This is a genomic window from Agrobacterium sp. B1(2019) (genome assembly GCF_008274755.1).
GTDB lineage: Bacteria > Pseudomonadota > Alphaproteobacteria > Rhizobiales > Rhizobiaceae > Agrobacterium > Agrobacterium salinitolerans.
This window is the reverse complement of the sequence record NZ_VTPB01000002.1, coordinates 796786-814917: the sequence shown is the minus strand read 5'-3', so window position 1 is coordinate 814917 and position 18132 is coordinate 796786. Positions and strand designations below refer to the sequence as shown.

General features: G+C 60.2%; 19 protein-coding genes. 5 read left to right on the top strand and 14 right to left on the bottom strand.

The genetic code is table 11. From position 1 onward, the window contains the following. Positions 1–5: 5 nt before the first annotated feature. From AGR1_RS18500 to ftsE, 3 genes are all read right to left on the bottom strand, one after another. A complete protein-coding gene (locus tag AGR1_RS18500) occupies positions 6–722 on the bottom strand; it encodes a YdcF family protein (RefSeq protein WP_187772246.1) in 717 nt (238 codons plus the stop codon). Positions 723–851: 129 nt separating this feature from the next. Continuing rightward, positions 852–1859, bottom strand: coding sequence for an ABC transporter permease (locus AGR1_RS18495; protein WP_080795129.1), 1008 nt, complete (start codon positions 1857–1859; stop codon positions 852–854). Then, positions 1852–2511: a cell division ATP-binding protein FtsE gene (ftsE, locus tag AGR1_RS18490; RefSeq protein ID WP_077985219.1), complete on the bottom strand. Its 660-nt coding sequence runs from the start codon at positions 2509–2511 to the stop codon at positions 1852–1854. Before ftsE ends, AGR1_RS18495 begins: the two co-directional genes overlap by 8 nt. 201 nt (positions 2512–2712) lie before the next feature. On the opposite strand from ftsE, the gene AGR1_RS18485 reads away from it, so the two are divergent. The 3 genes from AGR1_RS18485 to AGR1_RS18475 all read left to right on the top strand — a co-directional run bounded on the left by AGR1_RS18485 (position 2713) and on the right by AGR1_RS18475 (position 4497). Beyond that, a complete protein-coding gene (locus tag AGR1_RS18485) occupies positions 2713–3384 on the top strand; it encodes a DUF3426 domain-containing protein (protein WP_149147815.1) in 672 nt (223 codons plus the stop codon). A gap of 68 nt (positions 3385–3452) precedes the next feature. After that, a complete protein-coding gene (gene hpt, locus AGR1_RS18480) occupies positions 3453–3995 on the top strand; it encodes a hypoxanthine phosphoribosyltransferase (RefSeq protein ID WP_077985217.1) in 543 nt (180 codons plus the stop codon). A gap of 142 nt (positions 3996–4137) precedes the next feature. Further along, on the top strand, positions 4138–4497 hold the full coding sequence (locus AGR1_RS18475; protein WP_080795133.1) for a response regulator: 360 nt from the start codon (positions 4138–4140) through the stop codon (positions 4495–4497). A gap of 244 nt (positions 4498–4741) precedes the next feature. Here the strand turns inward: AGR1_RS18475 and AGR1_RS18470 are convergent, their stop codons facing one another. The 4 genes from AGR1_RS18470 to argH form a co-directional block, all read right to left on the bottom strand. Then, on the bottom strand, positions 4742–7429 hold the full coding sequence (locus AGR1_RS18470; RefSeq protein WP_149147814.1) for a TIGR02302 family protein: 2688 nt from the start codon (positions 7427–7429) through the stop codon (positions 4742–4744). Between the two features lie 178 nt (positions 7430–7607). Further along, positions 7608–8876 (bottom strand): diaminopimelate decarboxylase, encoded by a 1269-nt coding sequence (lysA, locus tag AGR1_RS18465; protein WP_149147813.1) that lies wholly within the window; start codon positions 8874–8876, stop codon positions 7608–7610. 13 nt (positions 8877–8889) lie between these two features. Continuing rightward, positions 8890–9093, bottom strand: a complete 204-nt coding sequence (locus AGR1_RS18460; protein WP_003509930.1) for a lipoprotein — start codon at positions 9091–9093, stop codon at positions 8890–8892. Positions 9094–9187: 94 nt separating this feature from the next. Continuing rightward, the gene (gene argH / locus AGR1_RS18455; protein ID WP_149147812.1) at positions 9188–10588 is read right to left on the bottom strand and encodes an argininosuccinate lyase; all 1401 of its coding nucleotides are present in this window, start codon (positions 10586–10588) and stop codon (positions 9188–9190) included. Between the two features lie 22 nt (positions 10589–10610). On the opposite strand from argH, the gene AGR1_RS18450 reads away from it, so the two are divergent. Together AGR1_RS18450 and AGR1_RS18445 are read left to right on the top strand one after the other, a co-directional pair. Beyond that, positions 10611–11279 carry a TlpA disulfide reductase family protein gene (locus tag AGR1_RS18450; protein WP_149147811.1) on the top strand — a complete coding sequence of 223 codons (669 nt, stop codon included), beginning with the start codon at positions 10611–10613 and terminating at the stop codon, positions 11277–11279. Positions 11280–11415: 136 nt separating this feature from the next. Then, positions 11416–12663, top strand: a complete 1248-nt coding sequence (locus AGR1_RS18445; RefSeq protein ID WP_080795146.1) for an MgtC/SapB family protein — start codon at positions 11416–11418, stop codon at positions 12661–12663. A 37-nt stretch (positions 12664–12700) separates the two neighbouring features. Here AGR1_RS18445 and AGR1_RS18440 read toward each other — a convergent pair whose 3' ends face one another. The 7 genes from AGR1_RS18440 to AGR1_RS18410 all read right to left on the bottom strand — a co-directional run bounded on the left by AGR1_RS18440 (position 12701) and on the right by AGR1_RS18410 (position 18016). Beyond that, complete coding sequence (locus tag AGR1_RS18440) at positions 12701–13582, bottom strand: 3-hydroxybutyryl-CoA dehydrogenase (RefSeq protein WP_063949214.1); 882 nt, start codon at positions 13580–13582, stop codon at positions 12701–12703. 114 nt (positions 13583–13696) lie between these two features. Continuing rightward, the gene (locus AGR1_RS18435) at positions 13697–14626 is read right to left on the bottom strand and encodes an electron transfer flavoprotein subunit alpha/FixB family protein (protein ID WP_149147810.1); all 930 of its coding nucleotides are present in this window, start codon (positions 14624–14626) and stop codon (positions 13697–13699) included. 25 nt (positions 14627–14651) lie between these two features. Next, positions 14652–15398, bottom strand: coding sequence for an electron transfer flavoprotein subunit beta/FixA family protein (locus AGR1_RS18430; RefSeq protein ID WP_003520827.1), 747 nt, complete (start codon positions 15396–15398; stop codon positions 14652–14654). A gap of 184 nt (positions 15399–15582) precedes the next feature. Further along, positions 15583–16356 (bottom strand): rhomboid family intramembrane serine protease, encoded by a 774-nt coding sequence (locus AGR1_RS18425; protein ID WP_149147809.1) that lies wholly within the window; start codon positions 16354–16356, stop codon positions 15583–15585. Positions 16357–16388: 32 nt separating this feature from the next. Further along, entirely contained in the window at positions 16389–16967 is a 579-nt protein-coding gene (locus AGR1_RS18420) for a cob(I)yrinic acid a,c-diamide adenosyltransferase (RefSeq protein WP_149147808.1), read from the bottom strand. Between the two features lies 1 nt (position 16968). Further along, complete coding sequence (locus tag AGR1_RS18415) at positions 16969–17166, bottom strand: twin transmembrane helix small protein (RefSeq protein ID WP_003520830.1); 198 nt, start codon at positions 17164–17166, stop codon at positions 16969–16971. 16 nt (positions 17167–17182) lie between these two features. Then, on the bottom strand, positions 17183–18016 hold the full coding sequence (locus tag AGR1_RS18410) for an SDR family oxidoreductase (protein ID WP_080795152.1): 834 nt from the start codon (positions 18014–18016) through the stop codon (positions 17183–17185). Between the last annotated feature and the right edge of the window lie 116 nt (positions 18017–18132).

Here is an 18132-nt window from a genome sequence, read left to right as displayed (position 1 = left end):
GCCGGTCAGGACGAAGCGCTTGTCGTCTTTGTCCGGGAATAATCGGCGGCGGCCTTGCGCAGACCGTCGCCCTTGCCGAAACCGGTGAGGTCGCGTCCCGCCGCCGCCACGAACTTCAGATATTCGTAAAGCATGGTTCTCACCACATCCGGCTCCACGAACCAGTTGGTGCGGACAAGATCGGCGCTGATGACGGGATAGGCGATGAATTGCGTCTGCGGGCTGGCGCTGCGCAATTCATGCAGGCTGCGATGCATGTGGTAATTATTCGTGACGACGACGATGGAGGAATAATTGTGGTCGCGTATCCAGCTTGCGGCCTCACTGGCGTTGCCGATCGTATCGATCGCCTTGTAGCCCATGTCCACGCAGCAGGAAAACATGTCGGATGACCCTTGCGTCATCTTGCGGATTTGCGAGCGAGTGGTGGCCGGGTTGACGCCGGAAATCAGAAGCCGCTTGCCCACGCCGTCTCTGAGCAGGCCAACGGCCTGTTCGATGCGCTGATAACCGCCGGTAAGCACGATGATGGCGTCGCCTCTCGCCCCCTCAGGCAGGCGCATGGAGGCGACGGAATCGGCAAACCACAGGAAACCGCCGGAAAATGCGCCAAGCATAATGACGCAAAGCAGGATGAGGCCGCGAATGAAACGGCGCAAAGGACCGCGCCGCGACAACAGGCCTTTTCTGGCCGGTCGCGCTGTCGTCTGATCCTGGTCCATCCGACTCACAAACATTCCTCCTGAGTACTCGCCGATTAAGGCAAGGAACAGGCATTTTTGTCCACCGTCTGCAGGTTACATCCGGCTTGTGACGGTTTCAGTTTTCCCGCGGACTTATCGGGGATAACCTCACGATGCAAGGCCGTCGCTTTTCGACGGATCGGAGCGGACGCGGTCGATATCGTCGATGGTTCGGATAACGGTCATGCGCGCCGTGAGGGTGGTCAAAAGCGCGATGATGATCATCGTCATGGCGATGCCGAGATACCCGCCGAGACCGACCGAAAACGAGCCGAAAAGTGCGCTTGCCTGATCGCTCTGCGGCGTGGCGACAGTGCTCGACTGCCAGAAACCGGCGACGAGGAACACGCCGGCGGCCAGTGCGCTGCCGGCCGCCGCCCCCTTGAGGCTGATTTTCAGGAAATGCTTTTGGAATTCACGCGCCACGAAGCTGCTTTCCGCGCCGACGAAATGCAGAACCTCGACGATATGCCGGTTGCCGGAAAGCGCGCCGCGCGTCGCAAACACCACCGTCAGCACCATGGCGGTGAAGACGAGGATAAGAACACCGACGCCGATCATGACAGTGGTTCTGGCCATGGAGACCAGCCTGTCGACCCAGGTGCGGTGGTCGTCCAGAAATGCCTGCGGAATTTCGGCCTTCAGCATATCCCGCATCGCCTGGAAATCGGGTGGATTGTTTTCGTCGATGGTGATGACGACGAGACGAGGTACCGGCAGTTCCGAAAGATCGAGACCGCTGCCGAGCCACGGCTCCAAAAGGCGCGATGTCGCCGCATCGTCGAGGATGGTGCCATCCCGCGTGCCGACGAAGGTGAGCGCCAGATTGCGCGCCTTGTTTAGCGCCGCATTCATGTCCAGCCCGTCCTCGGGCTTGATCTGGATGGTGATCTCGCGGGAAATCTGGCTCTGCCAGGTGGCGGCGGTGGCGCGCACCATGGAGACGGCACCAAGAGTGAGGCAGGCGAGAAAGGCCATGATGGCGATCACCACCATCAGCGCATTACCCTGAATGTTGGAAGGCGGCAGGATCGGTGCCATCGGGCGGATGCGCATGGGCGGGCGCTTCGGCTGCGCCGCTTCCGGCTTCAACGGCTTGCGGTTGATCTCATTCATAGATATCGAGCCGCCCTTCGGTGAGGATCATCCGGCGCGCATCAATCTGGTCCATCAGACCAAAATCATGGGTGGCGATGACAACGGCCGTGCCCAGCCGGTTGAGTTCCAGGAAAAGGTTGAGAAGGCGCTTGGCCATCGGCGGATCGACGTTGCCGGTGGGCTCGTCGGCCAGCAATATTTCCGGCTGGTCCATGAGTGCGCGGGCGATGGCGGCACGCTGCTTTTCCCCGCCGGAAAGAATGGCCGGCAGCACGTTGATGCGTTCGCCAAGGCCGACCCATTTCAGAAGCTCTATCACGTCGTTGCGATAGGCGCTCTCTTCTTTGCCGCGCACGCGCAGCGGCAGGGCGACGTTTTCATAGGTCGTCAGATGATCGAGCAGACGGAAATCCTGAAACACGATACCGACGCGACGGCGCAGCATCGGCAACTCGCTACGTGGAATGCGCGAAACGTCACGGTTGAACATGCGGATATGCCCGCGCGTAGGCTGCAGCGACATCAAAAGCAGGCGGAGCAGCGTAGTCTTGCCGGCACCCGAAGGGCCGGTCAGAAACTGGAACGAACCCTTGGGGATATCGAAGGTCATGTCCCTCAGGATCTCGGGTCCCATGCCGTAACGCAACCCGACATTTTCGAAATGGATCAACGGACTTCCAGTCTCTTCGTTTCGTGGTGGTTCGCAAGCCGCTGGCTCGTGGGTTTCGGATGTCGGGGTTTAACCCGGATCCGTTGGCCTGTGCGAGCCGCTTTTGCGAAGCATTAACCAATTAAATTTAAAACTTGGCAGGATTCGTTGCAATGCCCAGTTTTGCGGGCCGGAAAACCTCACCCAAGGAATTCTATGGCTATGTTCCGTTCATCTCGCCGGCAAGCGGCATTCGATTTCGACCTCCTGATGCCGGAAACGCCGGTGCGCCGCACGGCGCGAGCGGCAAATCCCGACCGCGATGTGGTAGACGCGGAATTTGTCACCATCAAGGAAAACCGTTCGCGGCAACCCGGAAACGACAATTGCGGCGCAGCGCGCCGGCAGGTGAAAAAACCGCCCGTTACCCTCGCCATTCTTTGCCTCGCTTTCATTGGCTGGGTGGATCGCAGATTGTCTCGCCTGTCGGCGGATGCCTATTCGGCGCTGGTGGCCGGCCTCGCCATTTTTGTCTTCGTATGTTCGGGCGGCCTCTCGGTCGTGGTGCCGGAAAAGACGGCTGTCGCGGCCTCGGTCAATCCTCTCGCCATTTCCCACGTCACCGTAACCCCGCAGGAAGCGGGCGGCATGGATATCTTGCTCATCAGCGGCATTGTGGAAAACAACGGCGGCAATCTGGAAGAGGTGCCGGCCCTGCGCGCCGATCTCTTCGCCGCCAAGGGCCAACTGGTGGCCAGCATGGTCATCGAACCGCCAGTGAAAGAGATGCAGGCGGGTTTCAGCCACGGTTTTTCGGCAAAGTTGCGCCATCCCGGTGGAAAAACGCCGGAGATCAAGCTTTCCTTCGTCGAGGCGGGTGCGTCCGAACGCTGACTGTGCTAACGCCTGTCTTCTATTTTTACTGAAAGGTAAAATCGGCAAGGCGCAGCACAGGAGTAAGAATGCCCGTCGTCCGTGGAAAAAACATCGAGCCGCTTTATAGCGCCGAGCAGATCGCCGAGCGCAATCGCGACATGGCCAAGCACATCGCCAGCGGCCCGACCAAGGATTTACTGGTCATTGCCGTGCTCAAGGGATCGTTCATTTTCGCGGCCGATCTTATCCGCGCACTGCATGACAGCGGTCTTGCTCCTGAGGTCGAGTTCATCACGCTGTCGAGCTATGGCGCAGGCACGGTTTCCCAAGGTGTGCGGATCGTCAAGGATATTGACAGCGACGTGAAGGACCGTGATGTGCTCCTGATCGACGATATTCTCGAATCCGGCCGCACGCTGCGTTTCGCCAAGGAACTGCTTTACGAGCGCGGTGCGCGCAATGTCACCATCGCGGTGCTTCTCGACAAGAAAGTGAAACGCAAGGAAGATCTGGAGGCCGATTATGTCGGTTTCGAATGTCCTGATTATTTCGTCGTGGGTTACGGCATGGATGTCGCTTATGCCTTCCGCGAATTGCCCTTCGTCGGCGTCGTGACCGGCGACGCCTGAGCATCTTTTCCGTGCCGGAACGGCACAGGGCGGAGACGCCTCATTAACCATTCAGCCAGCGAAAGCCTGGGTGTTTACCTCTTGAAAAGAGGAGCCTGCGATGTTGCTCACGGCTGGAAATGATGCCCAGGAGCAATGAATAATGGCGAAGATTCTGATTACCGAAGACGAGGATGCACTGCGGGCTTTCGTCGCTCGCGCGCTGCGTCTCGACGGTCACGAGACCTATGAGGCGGCGGATGGCGAGCAGGGACTGGAAAAGCTCCAGGAAACCAGTTTCGATCTTCTTCTTTCGGATATCCGCATGCCGGTCATGGATGGCATCGAGCTGGCGCACCGCGCCGCCGAACGCTTCCCGGCCATGCGCATCCTGCTGATGACGGGTTACGCCGAACAGCGCGAACGGGCTGATGATCTGGCGACGAAGATTGTGGATGTGGTTTCCAAACCCTTCGCGCTCCCGGATATTCGCAAGGCCGTGGCGCGGGCGCTTGCGGCGTGAGTGATAGGATTACAAAGATTTGAGGAAGGCGGCCCATGGGTCGCCTTTTTTGTTGCGGAGTTGTCAACTCTCTACTCCGTCATGCGCCTTGTCCAGAAAATTAAACCGGACAGTAATGGCGCAAGGCCGAGGATGACGTCAAAGTGTTTTGCGACCTGCCTAGTAGTTCTCCCCGCGGTCTGCTTTTCCGGAAAGTTACGAAATTGAAGTGGTGGGCCGGATCGCCGTGAATGGCTTCTGATCCTCACTGTATATCCAGCAACCGCTCCAGATACCGCCGCTCGATTTCACCGGGCGGGTTGTTGCCGAGTTTTTCGCGGATAGCCTCGAGGATTGCGCGGGCGCGCTGCACGTCGATTTCGTCCGGCACTTTTACCTGGTCGCCGAAATCCGGGCCGGTGGTGCTGCGCGGACGGCCGAGCGGGTCGCGGCCGTTCTGGCCGCCCTGGCCCGCCATGCCCTCCTGACCCTGTCCGGGCTGCTGGCCCTGCTGGCGCATGGCCTGCATGATCTGGCCCATCATGTCCTGTGCGCCCTGGCGCAGCGCATTCAGCGCATTGCCCTGACCTTCGACAGCCTGCTCGCCCTGGCCTTTACCCAGTGCCTCGCCGGCTCCTTCCATTTCCTGCTGCGCCTTGCCGAAGTTTTCGCCCGGTTCCATGCCGAGATCGCGAAGGCCCTGTTGCAATTCGCCGAGCTGCTTGCCGAGCGCATCCTGCTGGGCCCGCAGGTTTTTCAGCGCGTCGCGTAATTGTTCGGCGGTCATCTGGTCGCTTGGCTGTCCGCCTTGTTGGCCATTCTCGCCCTGTTGTTCCTGCTGCCCCTCTTGCGGCTGCTGGCCGTTTTCACCCATCTGCTGCTCGTCGTCGCCCTGTTGCGGGTCGCCGCGCTGCATCCGGTCGCGCAGCGCCTGATCCAGCTTGAAGGTCTCGTCCATCAATTTCTGCTGCTGCTGCAGGATTTCGCCCAGCTTGTCGATCTGCTGGCGCATCTTGCTGCTCTGCTGCTGCCCCTGCTGCCCCTGACGCTGCGGCCGGCCTGCCTGCAGATTGTTCATCATGCGCTGCAGCTGCGAGAGCATTTCCTGCGCCGCGTCGCGATTGCCGGAACGGGCGAGGTTCTCGATCTGGTTCATCATGTTTTCCAGATCTCGCTGGCGCAATACGTTCTGTGCTTGGCTGTTCATGTTGGTCTGCGGCGCATTCTGCATGCGCTGGGCAAGCTCGCTCATGAACTGCTGCATGGCTTCCCGCAGTTCCTGCATCAACTTGGCGATTTCCTCGTCGGAAGCATTGCGCTGAAGCGCTTCGGAAAGTGCATTCTGCGCATCGCGCAGGCGTCTTTCGGCTTGCGAAAGATCGCCGTCCTCGATGCCGAGCGCGATTTCCCAGAGATAATCGGCCGTATCCTTCAGCATCTCCTCATTATAGGCGAGCCGCATGCGGGTCTGGGCCGATTGCAGCAGGAGATAATGGGTGGTGTTGGGAATGGTCTCTTCCGGGCGCAGGCCCACCGCCTCGTTATAGGCGATCGCCTTCGGCATCTGGCGCGTATCGAGCGAGAATATCTGCCGTTGCTCGGCAATGGAGGCGGCCAGCGGTTCGGAGAAATTGCGGCCCGGCAGCACCATTTCATGCGCGGGGCTGCGGCCCGTTTGGCCCGCACCATCGGTGGCAACCAGCGTGATACGCACGCGTTTGCCAGCCATCGGATGTTCGGTCAGGTTGCGGCTGGTCAGCCCCTTGATTTCGCGGTTGTTCTGCCGCGGCAGATCGAGCTTGAATTCCGGCGGCGGATAAAGTGCGGTCGCACCTTCCGCGACACCAATCGGCTCGATGATGGCATGGGCTTCCTTCAGCCCATAATCGTCCTTGGCGGTAAAGCCCACTTCCAGCGCGCCATTGACGGCGCGTCGCGGCATGTTGTCGAAGGCGATGCTGGGCGGCTGGTCGGCGATGACGTTGAACACCCATTGTTCGCCATTGGCGGTGATCATGCCGCTTTCGGTAACATCCATGGCGAAAGTGCGCGGCGCGACGGGCTGATCCGCCGAACGAACCGGCGTTTGAACGGCGATATCGCCGCTTGCACTGTCGACTTTGGCCGCTTCAGGAGCAAGCTTCTGCAAGGCGCCTGCCATTTCAGGCTCGAAAGTCACTTCCTCGCCGCCATCGCCGCCGGTCATCCGGATCGTCAGCTTGGAGGATTGCGGCACGGAAACCGTATCGCGGTTGGTTGCGTCACGTCCGGTCAGGAAAATCGGCGCGCGACCCGTATAGGATGGCGGCGTGACCCACGCGTCGAGACGAATATCGGGATTGAGCGGACCGACGGCCGGCCGGCTACGGAAGGCATCCGCAATCGTGCCCGCGCCGTTGGAATAGGAAAAACCGAAGGCGGCGGCCAGAAGAAGGGCGGGAATGGCGCGCAGCGCCAGACGGTCATAACGGGCAATATCCGGTTTCGGCAGGCCGGCATTCAGCGCGGCAATGCGCTCCGCCATGCGGATCTGGTGTTCTTTCCATAGCGTTCGGGAAAAGGGCGTATCGAAGGCGGGCTCGTCCTCCTGCACGCCAACCGGCTGGTGCGCGAGACCATTGCGGTCTTCAAGCAGGCGCGAGGCTTCATGATCCGTCGGCCATTTCAGCCGAAGGATCGGTAAAAGCGTGGCGATGAAACTGAAAACCAGAACGAAAACGATGCCGAGCCGCAGGAAATCCGGCATATGCCGGTAGAGGCCGAACCAGGCAAGGACCAGAAACACGGCGGCGATGGAAAGTGGCCACAGCGTTTTCGGCGCGATGTTCTCCGAGAGCAGCACGATTTTTGCGAAGAAGCGCTTGGCGACGACCCGGCGGGCAAGGTCCGGCCGCTGCGCAAACGCACCAGTCGCGCGCTTTCCGCCAGTCTTGTCCTCTCCGGCTGTGGTCATCAATCCGTTCTCCCGGTTCTGGCCACGTCGAACGCCATTCCCGGAACGGCGAGCTGTTTATATCACGGGGGCAAGGATAACATTCTTTGTGGCGAAGACGAGGGCGCCCAAGCCCTCACCCCCATTTTTTAGGCAGCTTCGCTTGATTGTGATCGGCAAACCGGTGATGCGGGCGAGATCAATCGAGCCAGGCGGGTACGGAATCGAGCGCGATCAACTCTTCATAGGTGCCCCGCGGACGGATGACGTGGAATTTGTCGTCCTTCACCAGCACTTCCGGCACCAGCAGGCGCGAGTTGTAGGTGCCGGCCTGCACTGCGCCATAGGCGCCAGCAGAACTGACGGCGATGAGATCGCCCGGCTGCGGCGCAGCCATTTCGCGGTCGAGCGCCAGATAATCGCCGGTTTCGCAGACAGGGCCGACAATATCGGCCTTGATGCGCGGTGTGTTTTCGGCCGGCTGCACCACCGGGCGGATGCCGTGATAGGCCTCGTAAAGTGTGGGGCGGATGAGGTCGTTCATGGCGCCGTCAACGATCACGAAGGTCTTTTCGCCGCCATCCTTCACATAGATCACTTCCGTCACCAGAATGCCGGCATTGCCGACGATCAGGCGGCCCGGTTCGGTAACGATCTTGCAGTTGAGGCTCTTCAGCTCGTTCTTGACGATATGGGCATAGGCATCCGGCAGCGGCGGCGGGTTGTTGTCATCGCGATAGGGAATGCCGAGACCGCCGCCAATATCGACGTGGCTGATCGTGTGGCCGTCGCCGCGAAGCGCTTCCACCAGTTCGCGCAGCAGCCGGAAGGCATCCTCGAAGGGCTGCAATTCGGTGATCTGGCTGCCGATATGCATGTCGATGCCGGTCACTTCGATGCCGGGCAGGGTGGCGGCATGGGCATAGACCGCGCGGGCGCGTTCATAGGAAATGCCGAACTTGTTTTCTTTCTTGCCGGTGGAAATCTTGGCGTGGGTGCGGGCATCCACATCCGGATTGATACGGAAGGAGACATGCGCCCGCTTGCCGGCCTTGACGGCGCGCAGATTGAGGACTTCCAGCTCCGGCTCGGATTCAATGTTGAAGCAATAGATGCCGGCTTCCAGCGCATAGTCCATTTCCGCCACCGTCTTGCCGACGCCGGAAAACATGATGCGGCTTGCCGGCACGCCGGCTGCAAGTGCGCGGCGCAATTCACCGCCGGAAACGACGTCGATGCCCGCGCCGAGCTTTGCAAGCGTCTTCAGCACCGCCTGGTTGGAATTGGCCTTCATGGCGTAACAAACCATGGCGTCCACATCGGCGAAAGCGCCCGAGAACACTTTGTAGTGGCGCTCCAGCGTTGCGGTCGAATAGACGTAGAAAGGCGTGCCGACCGCCTTGGCGATCTCAGGCACAGGCACGTTTTCGGCGTGCAGCACGCCGTCGATATAGCCAAAATGGTTCACGGCTTTTTACCCGTCAGAGAAGCTTGTCGAGAATGAACGGACGCTCAGCCGTCGCCGGCTTCGGTTCGCTTCCATCGGCGGCGCGTTTGTTGCGCATTTCGACCGGCGTGCTCGGCGGATCGATGTCGCCCTTACGCCCGCAGGCGGAAAGAGCAAGGCTGACGGCGAGCGTCATGCCGATGGGAACGATGAGTTTGCGCGCGGTTTTTGAAAGCATGGGCCTGTCCAAAGGAAATATGTGCCTCTCTGATAACGAAAAACAGGGCGCTTGTGCACCCTGTTTCTTGTGATCGCAGTGTAACGCGAATTTATCAGTTGCGTTCACGCCACCAGGCGATCTGCTTGCGCACCTCCGAAGGGGCGGTGCCGCCGAAACTCGTGCGGCTGGCAACCGATGCTTCTACGGACAGAACGTCGAAAACACCCTTGGTGATGCCGGGGTGGATGGCCTGCAATTCTTCCAGCGAAAGATCTGCAAGATCGCAGCCTTTCTTTTCTGCCAGCGCCACGGCATTGCCGGTCACGTGGTGGGCGTCGCGGAAGGGCAGACCTGCTTCCCGCACCAGCCAGTCGGCAAGGTCGGTGGCGGTGGAATAACCCGAGCCGGCCGCCGCACGCATGCGTTCCTTGCGCACTTCAAGGTCGCGGATCATGCCGGTCATGGCGGCAATCGCCAGCTCCAGGCTTTCGGCGGCATCGAAAACCTGTTCCTTGTCTTCCTGCATGTCCTTGGAATAGGCGAGCGGCAGGCCCTTCATGACCGTCAGCAGCGCCACCAGCGAACCGTTGATGCGGCCCGTCTTGGCGCGCACCAGTTCAGCGGCGTCGGGGTTCTTCTTCTGCGGCATGATCGACGAGCCGGTGGAGAAGGCGTCCGACAGGCGGATGAAACCGAATTGCGGCGTCGACCAGATAACGATCTCTTCGGCGAGACGCGACAGATGCGTGGCACAGATGGAAGCGATGGACAGGAATTCCAGCGCGAAATCGCGGTCGGACACGGTGTCGATGGAGTTGCGGGTCGGTTCGCGGAAACCGAGCGCCTTGGCCGTCATGTGGCGGTCGATGGGATAGCCGGTGCCGGCAAGGGCAGCGGCGCCAATCGGGCTTTCGTCCAGATGCTCGATGGCGTGGCGCACGCGGGCGCGGTCGCGGCCGAACATTTCCACATAGGCCATGCAATGATGGCCGAAGGTGACGGGCTGCGCCGTCTGCAGATGGGTGAAGCCGGGCATGACGGTGTCGGCATTTTCTTCGGCGCGGTCGAGGAAGGCGGCGATGAGGGCGGTCAGCATCCCTTCCGTCTTCTGCAGTTCTTCCTTGACCCACAGGCGGAAATCGAGCGCCACCTGGTCGTTGCGCGAGCGTGCGGTGTGCAAGCGGCCAGCGGCCGTGCCGATAAGGGTCGCAAGGCGCGCCTCGATATTCATGTGAATATCTTCGAGTTTGCGCGAAAATTCAAAGGTGCCGGCTTCGATCTCTGACAGGATCGTGTTCAGACCATTGATGATCTTGTCTTTATCTTCAGGCGAAATAATGCCTTTAGATGCCAGCATGGTGGCATGCGCCATAGAGCCGCGGATATCCTGGGCGTAAAGCTTCTTGTCGAAGCCGATGGAGGCATTTATCTCTTCCATGATGGCAGATGGCCCGGAAGCGAAACGCCCGCCCCACATCTGGTTGGAGGATTTCTGATCTGTGCCGTCAGCCATGTTAAGTGCCCTGGAGTATTCGATGACAGAAAAAAGGCCGTTCAGGCTTCCTTCCGCCAAATTGGTTGCAATTGCTGCCGTGGCCGGTGTGCTCGCCGGTGCTGGCGCGGTCTGGTTCAGGCATATTGGGTCTGAGAGCCCGGTTCAAGGGGCAGCGGTGGCAGACGGCGGTTTATGTGAGGGGGCGGCAAACCGCATTGCCTCGCTGAAACCGTTTCTGAAAGGGCAGGTGGCGGCCATGTCGGCAGCAGACAGGCCGCGCATCATTCCGCTTTCCTTCAAGGGACCGCAGTCGCAAGACATGACGCTCGCCGATCTCAAGGGCAAGGCGGTTCTTCTCAACCTCTGGGCCACATGGTGTGTGCCCTGCCGCGAAGAGATGCCGGCGCTGAACGCGCTCGAGAAAGAAAAGGGCGGCGAGAATTTTGAGGTCGTTGCCGTCAACATCGATACCGGCGCGGATGAAAAACCGAAAGCCTTTATGGATGAATACAAGATCGATGCTCTGAAGCACTACCGCGACAGCTCCATGGGCGTCTTCAACGTTCTGAAAAAGGAAGGTCTTGCTTTCGGCCTGCCGGCAACCCTGCTGCTGGATGAAAACGGCTGCCTGCTCGCCGCCATGAACGGCCCGGCCGCGTGGGACAGTGAAGACGCCGAGGCGCTGGTGACCGCGGCTACTGGAAAATGATGCGGTGGCCGGAATATTGGGCACTATGAGCCGCAACCGCCGTCAACGCCCGTCTTTCCAGCGGACGGGCCGGTGAAGACAAGCCCGTTCCCACCCCGTATAATGATCCTGGCTTCCGCCATGAATGGGTGCCGATATGGAGTTGCTTATTCCCCGGCTTGGTCTTGCTCTCGCCATCGGCCTGCTCGTCGGCCTTGAGCGCGGCTGGCGGGAGCGCGATGCGCCGGCGGGCAGCCGCACCGCCGGGATCAGGACCTATGGCATTACCGGTTTGCTGGGTGGCGTCTTCGGCGTGTTGGCCGCAGAGCAGAATAGCGTTTTCGCTTTCGCGGCGGGTTTTCTGGGGTTCGCATTCAGTTTTTCATGGTTCAAGCTGCGCGAAGCGCGTCATGACAATGATTTCAGTGTCACCGGCGTGGTTGCGGCTCTCTGCGTCTTTGCCCTCGGCGGGCTTGCGGTAACGGCACAATATCAGGCGGCGGCGGCTGGTGCTGCCGCCCTTGCAGCATTGCTCGCCGGCAGGGAAGTTCTCCACCGCCTGCTGAAACGGCTGACTTGGGTCGAACTCCGCTCCGCGCTGGTGCTTGCCGTGATGACCGCCGTCGGCCTGTCGATCCTTCCGAACCGGGCGATCGATCCGTGGGGCGGCTTCAACCCGTGGGAAATATGGCTGTTCACCGTGCTCAGCGCCGCGATCTCCTATTGCGGCTATATTGCGGTGCGCCTCCTCGGCTCAACTCGCGGCCTGCTGGTGACCGGGCTGGCGGGCGCCCTTGTTTCATCGACCGCTGTAACCGCCAGCTTCGGGCAGAAGGCGAAAAGCGGTGAAAACGCGTGGCCTCTGGCCGGTGTGGCGGTGCTGGCCGCGGCTGTATCGTTGCTCCGGATTCTCGTTATTGTTCTCGCCCTCTCGCTGACGACGTTTTCGCTTATCGCACCGGCGACGCTGACTGCGGCACTGGTTCTCGGATTGAGCGGCGCCGGCCTGATAAGGCTGCAGGACACGCAGTCCGGGCAAGAACTCAATGCAAAAAACCCGTTCGACCTGGCGCCCCTTGCCATCTTCGCCGCGCTTTTTGCCGCAACGCGAACGCTGAATGCCGTTCTTCTCGTCTGGATCGGCGCCGGCGGCTTCATCGCCCTCACGGCTCTGTCTGCCATATTCGATGCCGATGTCGCGGTTCTCAGTGCGTTGCGAACCAGCGCGCAGAATCTTTCGCCGGACATCGTGGCGAGCGCAGTCCTCGCCGCTCTCGCCGCCAACGCGGCAGGACGCGTATTCGTCGCCGCCGTTTCCGGAACGCTCGTTTATTGCGGATTGCTTACGGCCGCATCCATCTTTGCCGCGGGTGTCGGAGCGGTTACGTATTTGCTGATTGCCTGAGGGTTCAGCCGAAGGCAGAGACGATAGTGGTCCGGGCTTAGCGCGTCGGAACCGGCGTCTCACCCCTGTAATCGTAGAAGCCGCGGCCGGATTTGCGGCCGAGCCAGCCGGCTTCGACATATTTGACCAGTAGCGGGCAGGGGCGGTATTTGCTGTCGGAGAGGCCGTCATGCAGCACCTGCATGATCGACAAACAAGTGTCGAGACCGATGAAATCGGCAAGCTGCAACGGTCCCATCGGGTGGTTGGCGCCAAGCCGCATGGCAGTATCGATGGCCTCCACCGAACCGACGCCCTCATAAAGCGTATAGATCGCCTCGTTGATCATCGGCAGCAGGATGCGGTTGACGATGAAGGCCGGGAAATCTTCGGCGACGGTGATCGCCTTTTCCAGCGTCCGCACATAATCCTTGGCCGCGTCGAAGGTCTTTTCATTGGTGGCGATGCCGCGCACCAGTTCCACCAGCTTCATGACGGGGACCGGGTTCATGAAGTGGATGCCCATGAACTGTTCGGGACGGTCGGTGGCCGATGCAAGCCTGGTGATGGAAAGTGACGAGGTGTTGGTGGCGAGAAGCGCTTCCGGCTTCAGCACCGGGCAGACCTGCGCATAGATCTTGCGCTTGATCTCTTCGTTTTCCGTGGCAGCCTCGATGACAAGATCCATCGGTGCCAGATCATTGACGTCGGTCGAACCGCTGATGAGCGTCAGCGCCTGCTTGCGGGCCTCGTCGGAAAGCTTGCCGTTGGTGACCTGGCGGGCGAGATTGCCGTTGATCGTGGCAAGGCCGGCCTCGATGCCTTCCTTCGAAAGATCGTAGATGTGGACCCTGTATCCGGCAATGGCGGAAACATGCGCTATGCCACACCCCATCTGACCGGCTCCGATGACACCGATATTCTTAAAGGGGGCGGTCATATGCTGTTCTCCCATGTGCTGCATATAGAAATTCGCTGGCGATGTTACGCATATCGCCGAAAAAGAGAAGGCGGCGCGTTCAAAAAACGCGCCGCCTTCATCATGTATTTGCAATCAAAGGGCTTTTTGCAGTTCCGGCAGCGCCTCGAACAGGTCTGCGACGAGACCGTAATCGGCAACCTGGAAAATCGGCGCTTCTTCATCCTTGTTGATGGCGACGATGACCTTCGAGTCCTTCATGCCGGCCAGATGCTGGATGGCACCGGAAATACCGGCCGCGATGTAAAGCTGCGGTGCTACCACCTTGCCGGTCTGACCCACCTGCCAGTCGTTCGGCGCGTAACCTGCATCGACGGCTGCGCGGCTGGCGCCAACGGCGGCACCGAGCTTGTCGGCGACCGGAAGGATGACTTCCTTGAATTTTTCCGAAGAGCCAAGCGCACGGCCACCCGAGATGATGATCTTCGCGGAGGTCAGTTCCGGACGGTCGGACGAGGCAAGCGCATCGGAAACGAAAGAGGAGACGCCGGGGTTTTCAGCAGCGGCGATCGTCTCGACCGATGCCGAACCACCTTCTGCCGCTGCCGCAAAAGCGGTCGGGCGAACGGTGATGACCTTCTTGGCGTCGGTTGCCTGCACGGTCTGGATGGCGTTACCGGCATAGATCGGACGCTTGAAGGTATCAGGCGATACGACTTCGATGATTTCAGAGACCTGCGCCACGTCAAGAAGCGCTGCCACACGCGGCAGCACGTTCTTCGCCGACGCCGTCGCCGGGGCGATGATAACGTCATAGGAAGGGCTGAGCGAGACGATCAGCGCAGCCAGCGGCTCGGCGAGCGCATTACCATAGGAGGCGTCGTCGGCGAGCAGCACCTTGGAAACGCCGGAGAGTTTCGCAGCCGCGTCAGCAGCGCCCTTGGCACCGGAACCGGCAACCAGAACGTGGACGTCGCCGCCGATCTGCGTTGCCGCCGTCAGCGTCTTGCCCGTCAGGTCGGAAAGGGTTGCGTTGTCGTGTTCTGCCAGAAGAAGAATGGCCATGAGAATATCTCCCTTTTCCGAAACCTTAGAGGACGCCGTCGGCTTTGAGCTTTTCGACCAGCTCGGCAACCGAGCCAACCTTGATGCCGGCCTTGCGGCCCGCGGGCTCCTCGGTCTTCAACACCTTCAGGCGCGGCGAAACATCGACGCCGAAATCGGCCGGAGCCTTTTTGTCGAGCGGCTTCTTCTTTGCCTTCATGATGTTCGGCAGTGAGGCATAGCGCGGCTCGTTCAGACGAAGATCGGTGGTGACGACGGCGGGAAGTTTCAGTTCAACCGTCTGCAAACCGCCATCAACTTCGCGGGTGACCGCGACCTTGCCGTCTGACGGCACGACCTTGGAGGCAAAGGTGCCCTGGCCCCAGCCCAGAAGGGCTGCCAGCATCTGGCCGGTCTGGTTCGAATCGTCATCGATCGCCTGCTTGCCGACGATGACGAGACCGGGCTGCTCAGCCTCGGCCACGCCCTTCAAGAGCTTGGCGACGGCGAGCGGCTCAACCGTTTCATCGGTTTCGATCAGGATGGCGCGGTCAGCGCCCATCGCGAGCGCGGTGCGCAGCGTTTCTTCCGCCTTGGCCGGGCCGATGGAGACGACCACAACCTCTTCGGCCTTGCCGGCTTCCTTCAGGCGCAGCGCCTCTTCCACCGAGATTTCGTCGAACGGATTCATCGACATCTTCACATTGGCAAGCTCAACGCCTGAACCATCCGATTTTACGCGGATCTTCACGTTGTAATCGACGACTCGTTTGACGGGGACAAGGATCTTCATCGGCGGCTTTCCTCAAACTCCTGTCCGCTTTGGCCAGTTGACCGCGCGGACCTCCAAAAACAGGTTGGCGACATGGATAAGCATTTTTCCCGCAATTACAACGGAGCAATCTTCATTATCGCATGCGCGTAAGGCATATCTTACGTTGACGTTCACGTAAATACTCTATCTCTTTTGCAAGAGCTCATCTGCTCCCGTCATAGCCCCGTTCGATTTGCGACAACCCCGCCGTTTGCGACGGATTCTTGAACTGCGCCGCCCTTGGCGGAACAATCGTGCGGTCAAACAGGGGAACACCCCGCCTGCGCATGAAAATCACCATGATCGCGCCGGCCATGATGCCGCCGACATGCGCCCCCCAGGAGACGTTTTCCTCAAGCCCGAGCGCCAGCATCAGGAACTGCTGGCCGATCCACAGCGCCAGCGGAACGAAGGCGGGCAAGGGAAGCGGAATGCGCATGAGAACAAGCACCCAGACGCGAACCTTGGGATGCAGAAGAAAATAGGCCGCGACGACGCCTGAAACCGCACCCGAAGCGCCGATCAGCGGCCCTTCCGAGGTGGGGGCGACGAAACCGTGAAACAGGGCGCCGGCAATCGCGCAGATGACATAGAAGATCAGGAAACGGAAATGACCGAGTGCATCCTCGACATTGTCGCCGAAGACCCAGAGAAACAGCATGTTGCCGGCCAGATGCCAGAAATCGAGATGCAGGAAAGCATAGGTGACGACGGTCAGGTCATCGGGAACGACCTGCAGGGCGGGTTCCAGATAGGCGTAGTCGAACACGACTGCCGGAATGAAACCGAGGCCGAGGGCTGCCGCATTTGCCTGCGTGTCGCTGGCAAGCACCCCGGTAAACAGAAAGATCAGCACATTGATCACGATCAGGCCGATGGTGACATATTGCAGCCGGATATGCTTGAGGGAGTTCGCATCGTGCAGCGGTATGAACATCGAACGCCCTTTGGTTGCGTCGTTGAAACGCTTTAGCGGTTCTTGCCGGGAACCCACAATATGTCGGCCTTGCCGGCCTCATTGGCGAAGCGGGCGGCGACGAACAGGAAATCGGACAGGCGGTTGGCGTATTTAAGCGCCGCCGGGCTGACGATCTCGTTCTCAGTGACGGACAGTTCCACCATCAGTCTTTCCGCCCGCCTGCAGACGGTGCGCGCCATGTGCAGGCTGGCCGCCGCAGCACTGCCGCCCGGCAGCACGAAAGAGGTCAGCGGTTCAAGGGCGACATTGAGATCGTCGATTTCGTTTTCCAGCCGCGTGACCTGGCTTTCGACGATGCGCAGCGGCTCGTAAGAAAGCGGCTCGCCATTGTCAGGCGTGGCGAGATCGGCGCCGAGATCGAAAAGATCGTTCTGGATGCGAAAAAGCATGGCATCCAGCTTTTCAATCCCGCCCGTATGAAGCCGTGCGACGCCAATGGCTGAATTGGTCTCGTCCACTGTTCCATAGGCCTCGACGCGAAGATCGTGCTTCAGCCGGCGCGGTCCGGAAACCAGCGCCGTCGTGCCCTTGTCGCCCGTACGGGTGTAGATCTTGTTCAGCTTCACCATGTCAGCGACCACCGCCGGTGAGCCAGAGAGTGAACATGATCAACACAATCGCCACGGCCTGCAAAAGCAGGCGAAGCTGCATCAGCTTGTTGGAACGGTTGGCATCCTGTCCCTTCAGCATGTTGAAGAGGCCGCGTATCAGCACGATGACGACGAGGCCCATGACGATAAGGGCCAGAACGGTGGTGAAGCCGGACATGCGGTATTACTCCTCCTCAATCGAATCTGCGCAGCAGACGATAGAAAAGTCCGGCAGGCAAGAGCCGTTTCAGGATAAGCCCCTGTTTGGCCGGCACGGTAACGGGATAATGAGGCTTCGGTTTTGCCGCCGTCAGGGCGTGTTTCAACACGGTATAAACGGCGTCCGGACCAAGCTTGTGGCGGTTGACGGGGCCGGAACCATCCATGCGCGCCAACTGGCGTTTATATTCCGCCGCATGGGCTGAATTTTCGAGATCGATGTGCTCGTTGATATGGGCAAGCGCGGTAGCGGTGAATTTGGAGGTGATCGGCCCCGGTTCGATCAGGCTCACATGGATGCCGCTGCCCTGAAGCTCCATGCGCAGCGTGACGCCCAGCCCCTCAAGCGCGAATTTCGAAGCGGTGTAAGCGCCGCGATAGCGATAGGGAACGAGACCGAGAATGGAGGAGCAATGCACGATGCGCCCAGTGCCGTGGGCGCGCATGAAGGGAATGACCCGCCGCGTCAGATCGTGCCAGCCGAAAACGTTGGTTTCGAACTGTGCCCGCAGCGCTTCGACAGGCAAATCCTCCACCGCGCCCGGCTGGCCATAGGCGCCGTTGTTGAAAAGCGCATCGATGCGGCCGCCGGTGCGGGCGGCAACGGTATCCACCAGTGCTGCGATGGTTTCGGGCTTGGTGTAATCCATGATCAGGGTTTCGATGCCCTGATTTTCGAGCGCGGCCATGTCAACGATACGCCGCACGGTGGCGAACACCCGCCAACCGTCCCGGTGGAGCGCGCCGGCGCAATAAGCACCGATGCCAGACGAACAGCCGGTGATGATGATGACCGGTTTTTCAGACATGTTCCGCCCCGCCAATGGTCTTTGCGCCAAGGTGCGCTCAGATTCACAAAATTAAATTGCGCAAAATCCTTTTCGGAAATGGAACCGAAAGCCGGGCTTGCGCGCTGTACAAAGCG

What these genes read in the sequence shown, in the direction of transcription:
- AGR1_RS18500 (WP_187772246.1), bottom strand. Translation starts at nt 722, where the DNA reads ATGGACCAGGATCAGACGACAGCGCGACCGGCCAGAAAAGGCCTGTTG.
- AGR1_RS18495 (WP_080795129.1), bottom strand. Translation starts at nt 1,859, where the DNA reads ATGAATGAGATCAACCGCAAGCCGTTGAAGCCGGAAGCGGCGCAGCCG.
- AGR1_RS18485 (WP_149147815.1), top strand. Translation starts at nt 2,713, where the DNA reads ATGTTCCGTTCATCTCGCCGGCAAGCGGCATTCGATTTCGACCTCCTG.
- hpt (WP_077985217.1), top strand. Translation starts at nt 3,453, where the DNA reads ATGCCCGTCGTCCGTGGAAAAAACATCGAGCCGCTTTATAGCGCCGAG.
- AGR1_RS18475 (WP_080795133.1), top strand. Translation starts at nt 4,138, where the DNA reads ATGGCGAAGATTCTGATTACCGAAGACGAGGATGCACTGCGGGCTTTC.
- AGR1_RS18470 (WP_149147814.1), bottom strand. Translation starts at nt 7,429, where the DNA reads ATGACCACAGCCGGAGAGGACAAGACTGGCGGAAAGCGCGCGACTGGT.
- AGR1_RS18460 (WP_003509930.1), bottom strand. Translation starts at nt 9,093, where the DNA reads ATGCTTTCAAAAACCGCGCGCAAACTCATCGTTCCCATCGGCATGACG.
- argH (WP_149147812.1), bottom strand. Translation starts at nt 10,588, where the DNA reads ATGGCTGACGGCACAGATCAGAAATCCTCCAACCAGATGTGGGGCGGG.
- AGR1_RS18450 (WP_149147811.1), top strand. Translation starts at nt 10,611, where the DNA reads ATGACAGAAAAAAGGCCGTTCAGGCTTCCTTCCGCCAAATTGGTTGCA.
- AGR1_RS18445 (WP_080795146.1), top strand. Translation starts at nt 11,416, where the DNA reads ATGGAGTTGCTTATTCCCCGGCTTGGTCTTGCTCTCGCCATCGGCCTG.
- AGR1_RS18440 (WP_063949214.1), bottom strand. Translation starts at nt 13,582, where the DNA reads ATGACCGCCCCCTTTAAGAATATCGGTGTCATCGGAGCCGGTCAGATG.
- AGR1_RS18435 (WP_149147810.1), bottom strand. Translation starts at nt 14,626, where the DNA reads ATGGCCATTCTTCTTCTGGCAGAACACGACAACGCAACCCTTTCCGAC.
- AGR1_RS18430 (WP_003520827.1), bottom strand. Translation starts at nt 15,398, where the DNA reads ATGAAGATCCTTGTCCCCGTCAAACGAGTCGTCGATTACAACGTGAAG.
- AGR1_RS18425 (WP_149147809.1), bottom strand. Translation starts at nt 16,356, where the DNA reads ATGTTCATACCGCTGCACGATGCGAACTCCCTCAAGCATATCCGGCTG.
- AGR1_RS18420 (WP_149147808.1), bottom strand. Translation starts at nt 16,967, where the DNA reads ATGGTGAAGCTGAACAAGATCTACACCCGTACGGGCGACAAGGGCACG.
- AGR1_RS18415 (WP_003520830.1), bottom strand. Translation starts at nt 17,166, where the DNA reads ATGTCCGGCTTCACCACCGTTCTGGCCCTTATCGTCATGGGCCTCGTC.
- AGR1_RS18410 (WP_080795152.1), bottom strand. Translation starts at nt 18,016, where the DNA reads ATGTCTGAAAAACCGGTCATCATCATCACCGGCTGTTCGTCTGGCATC.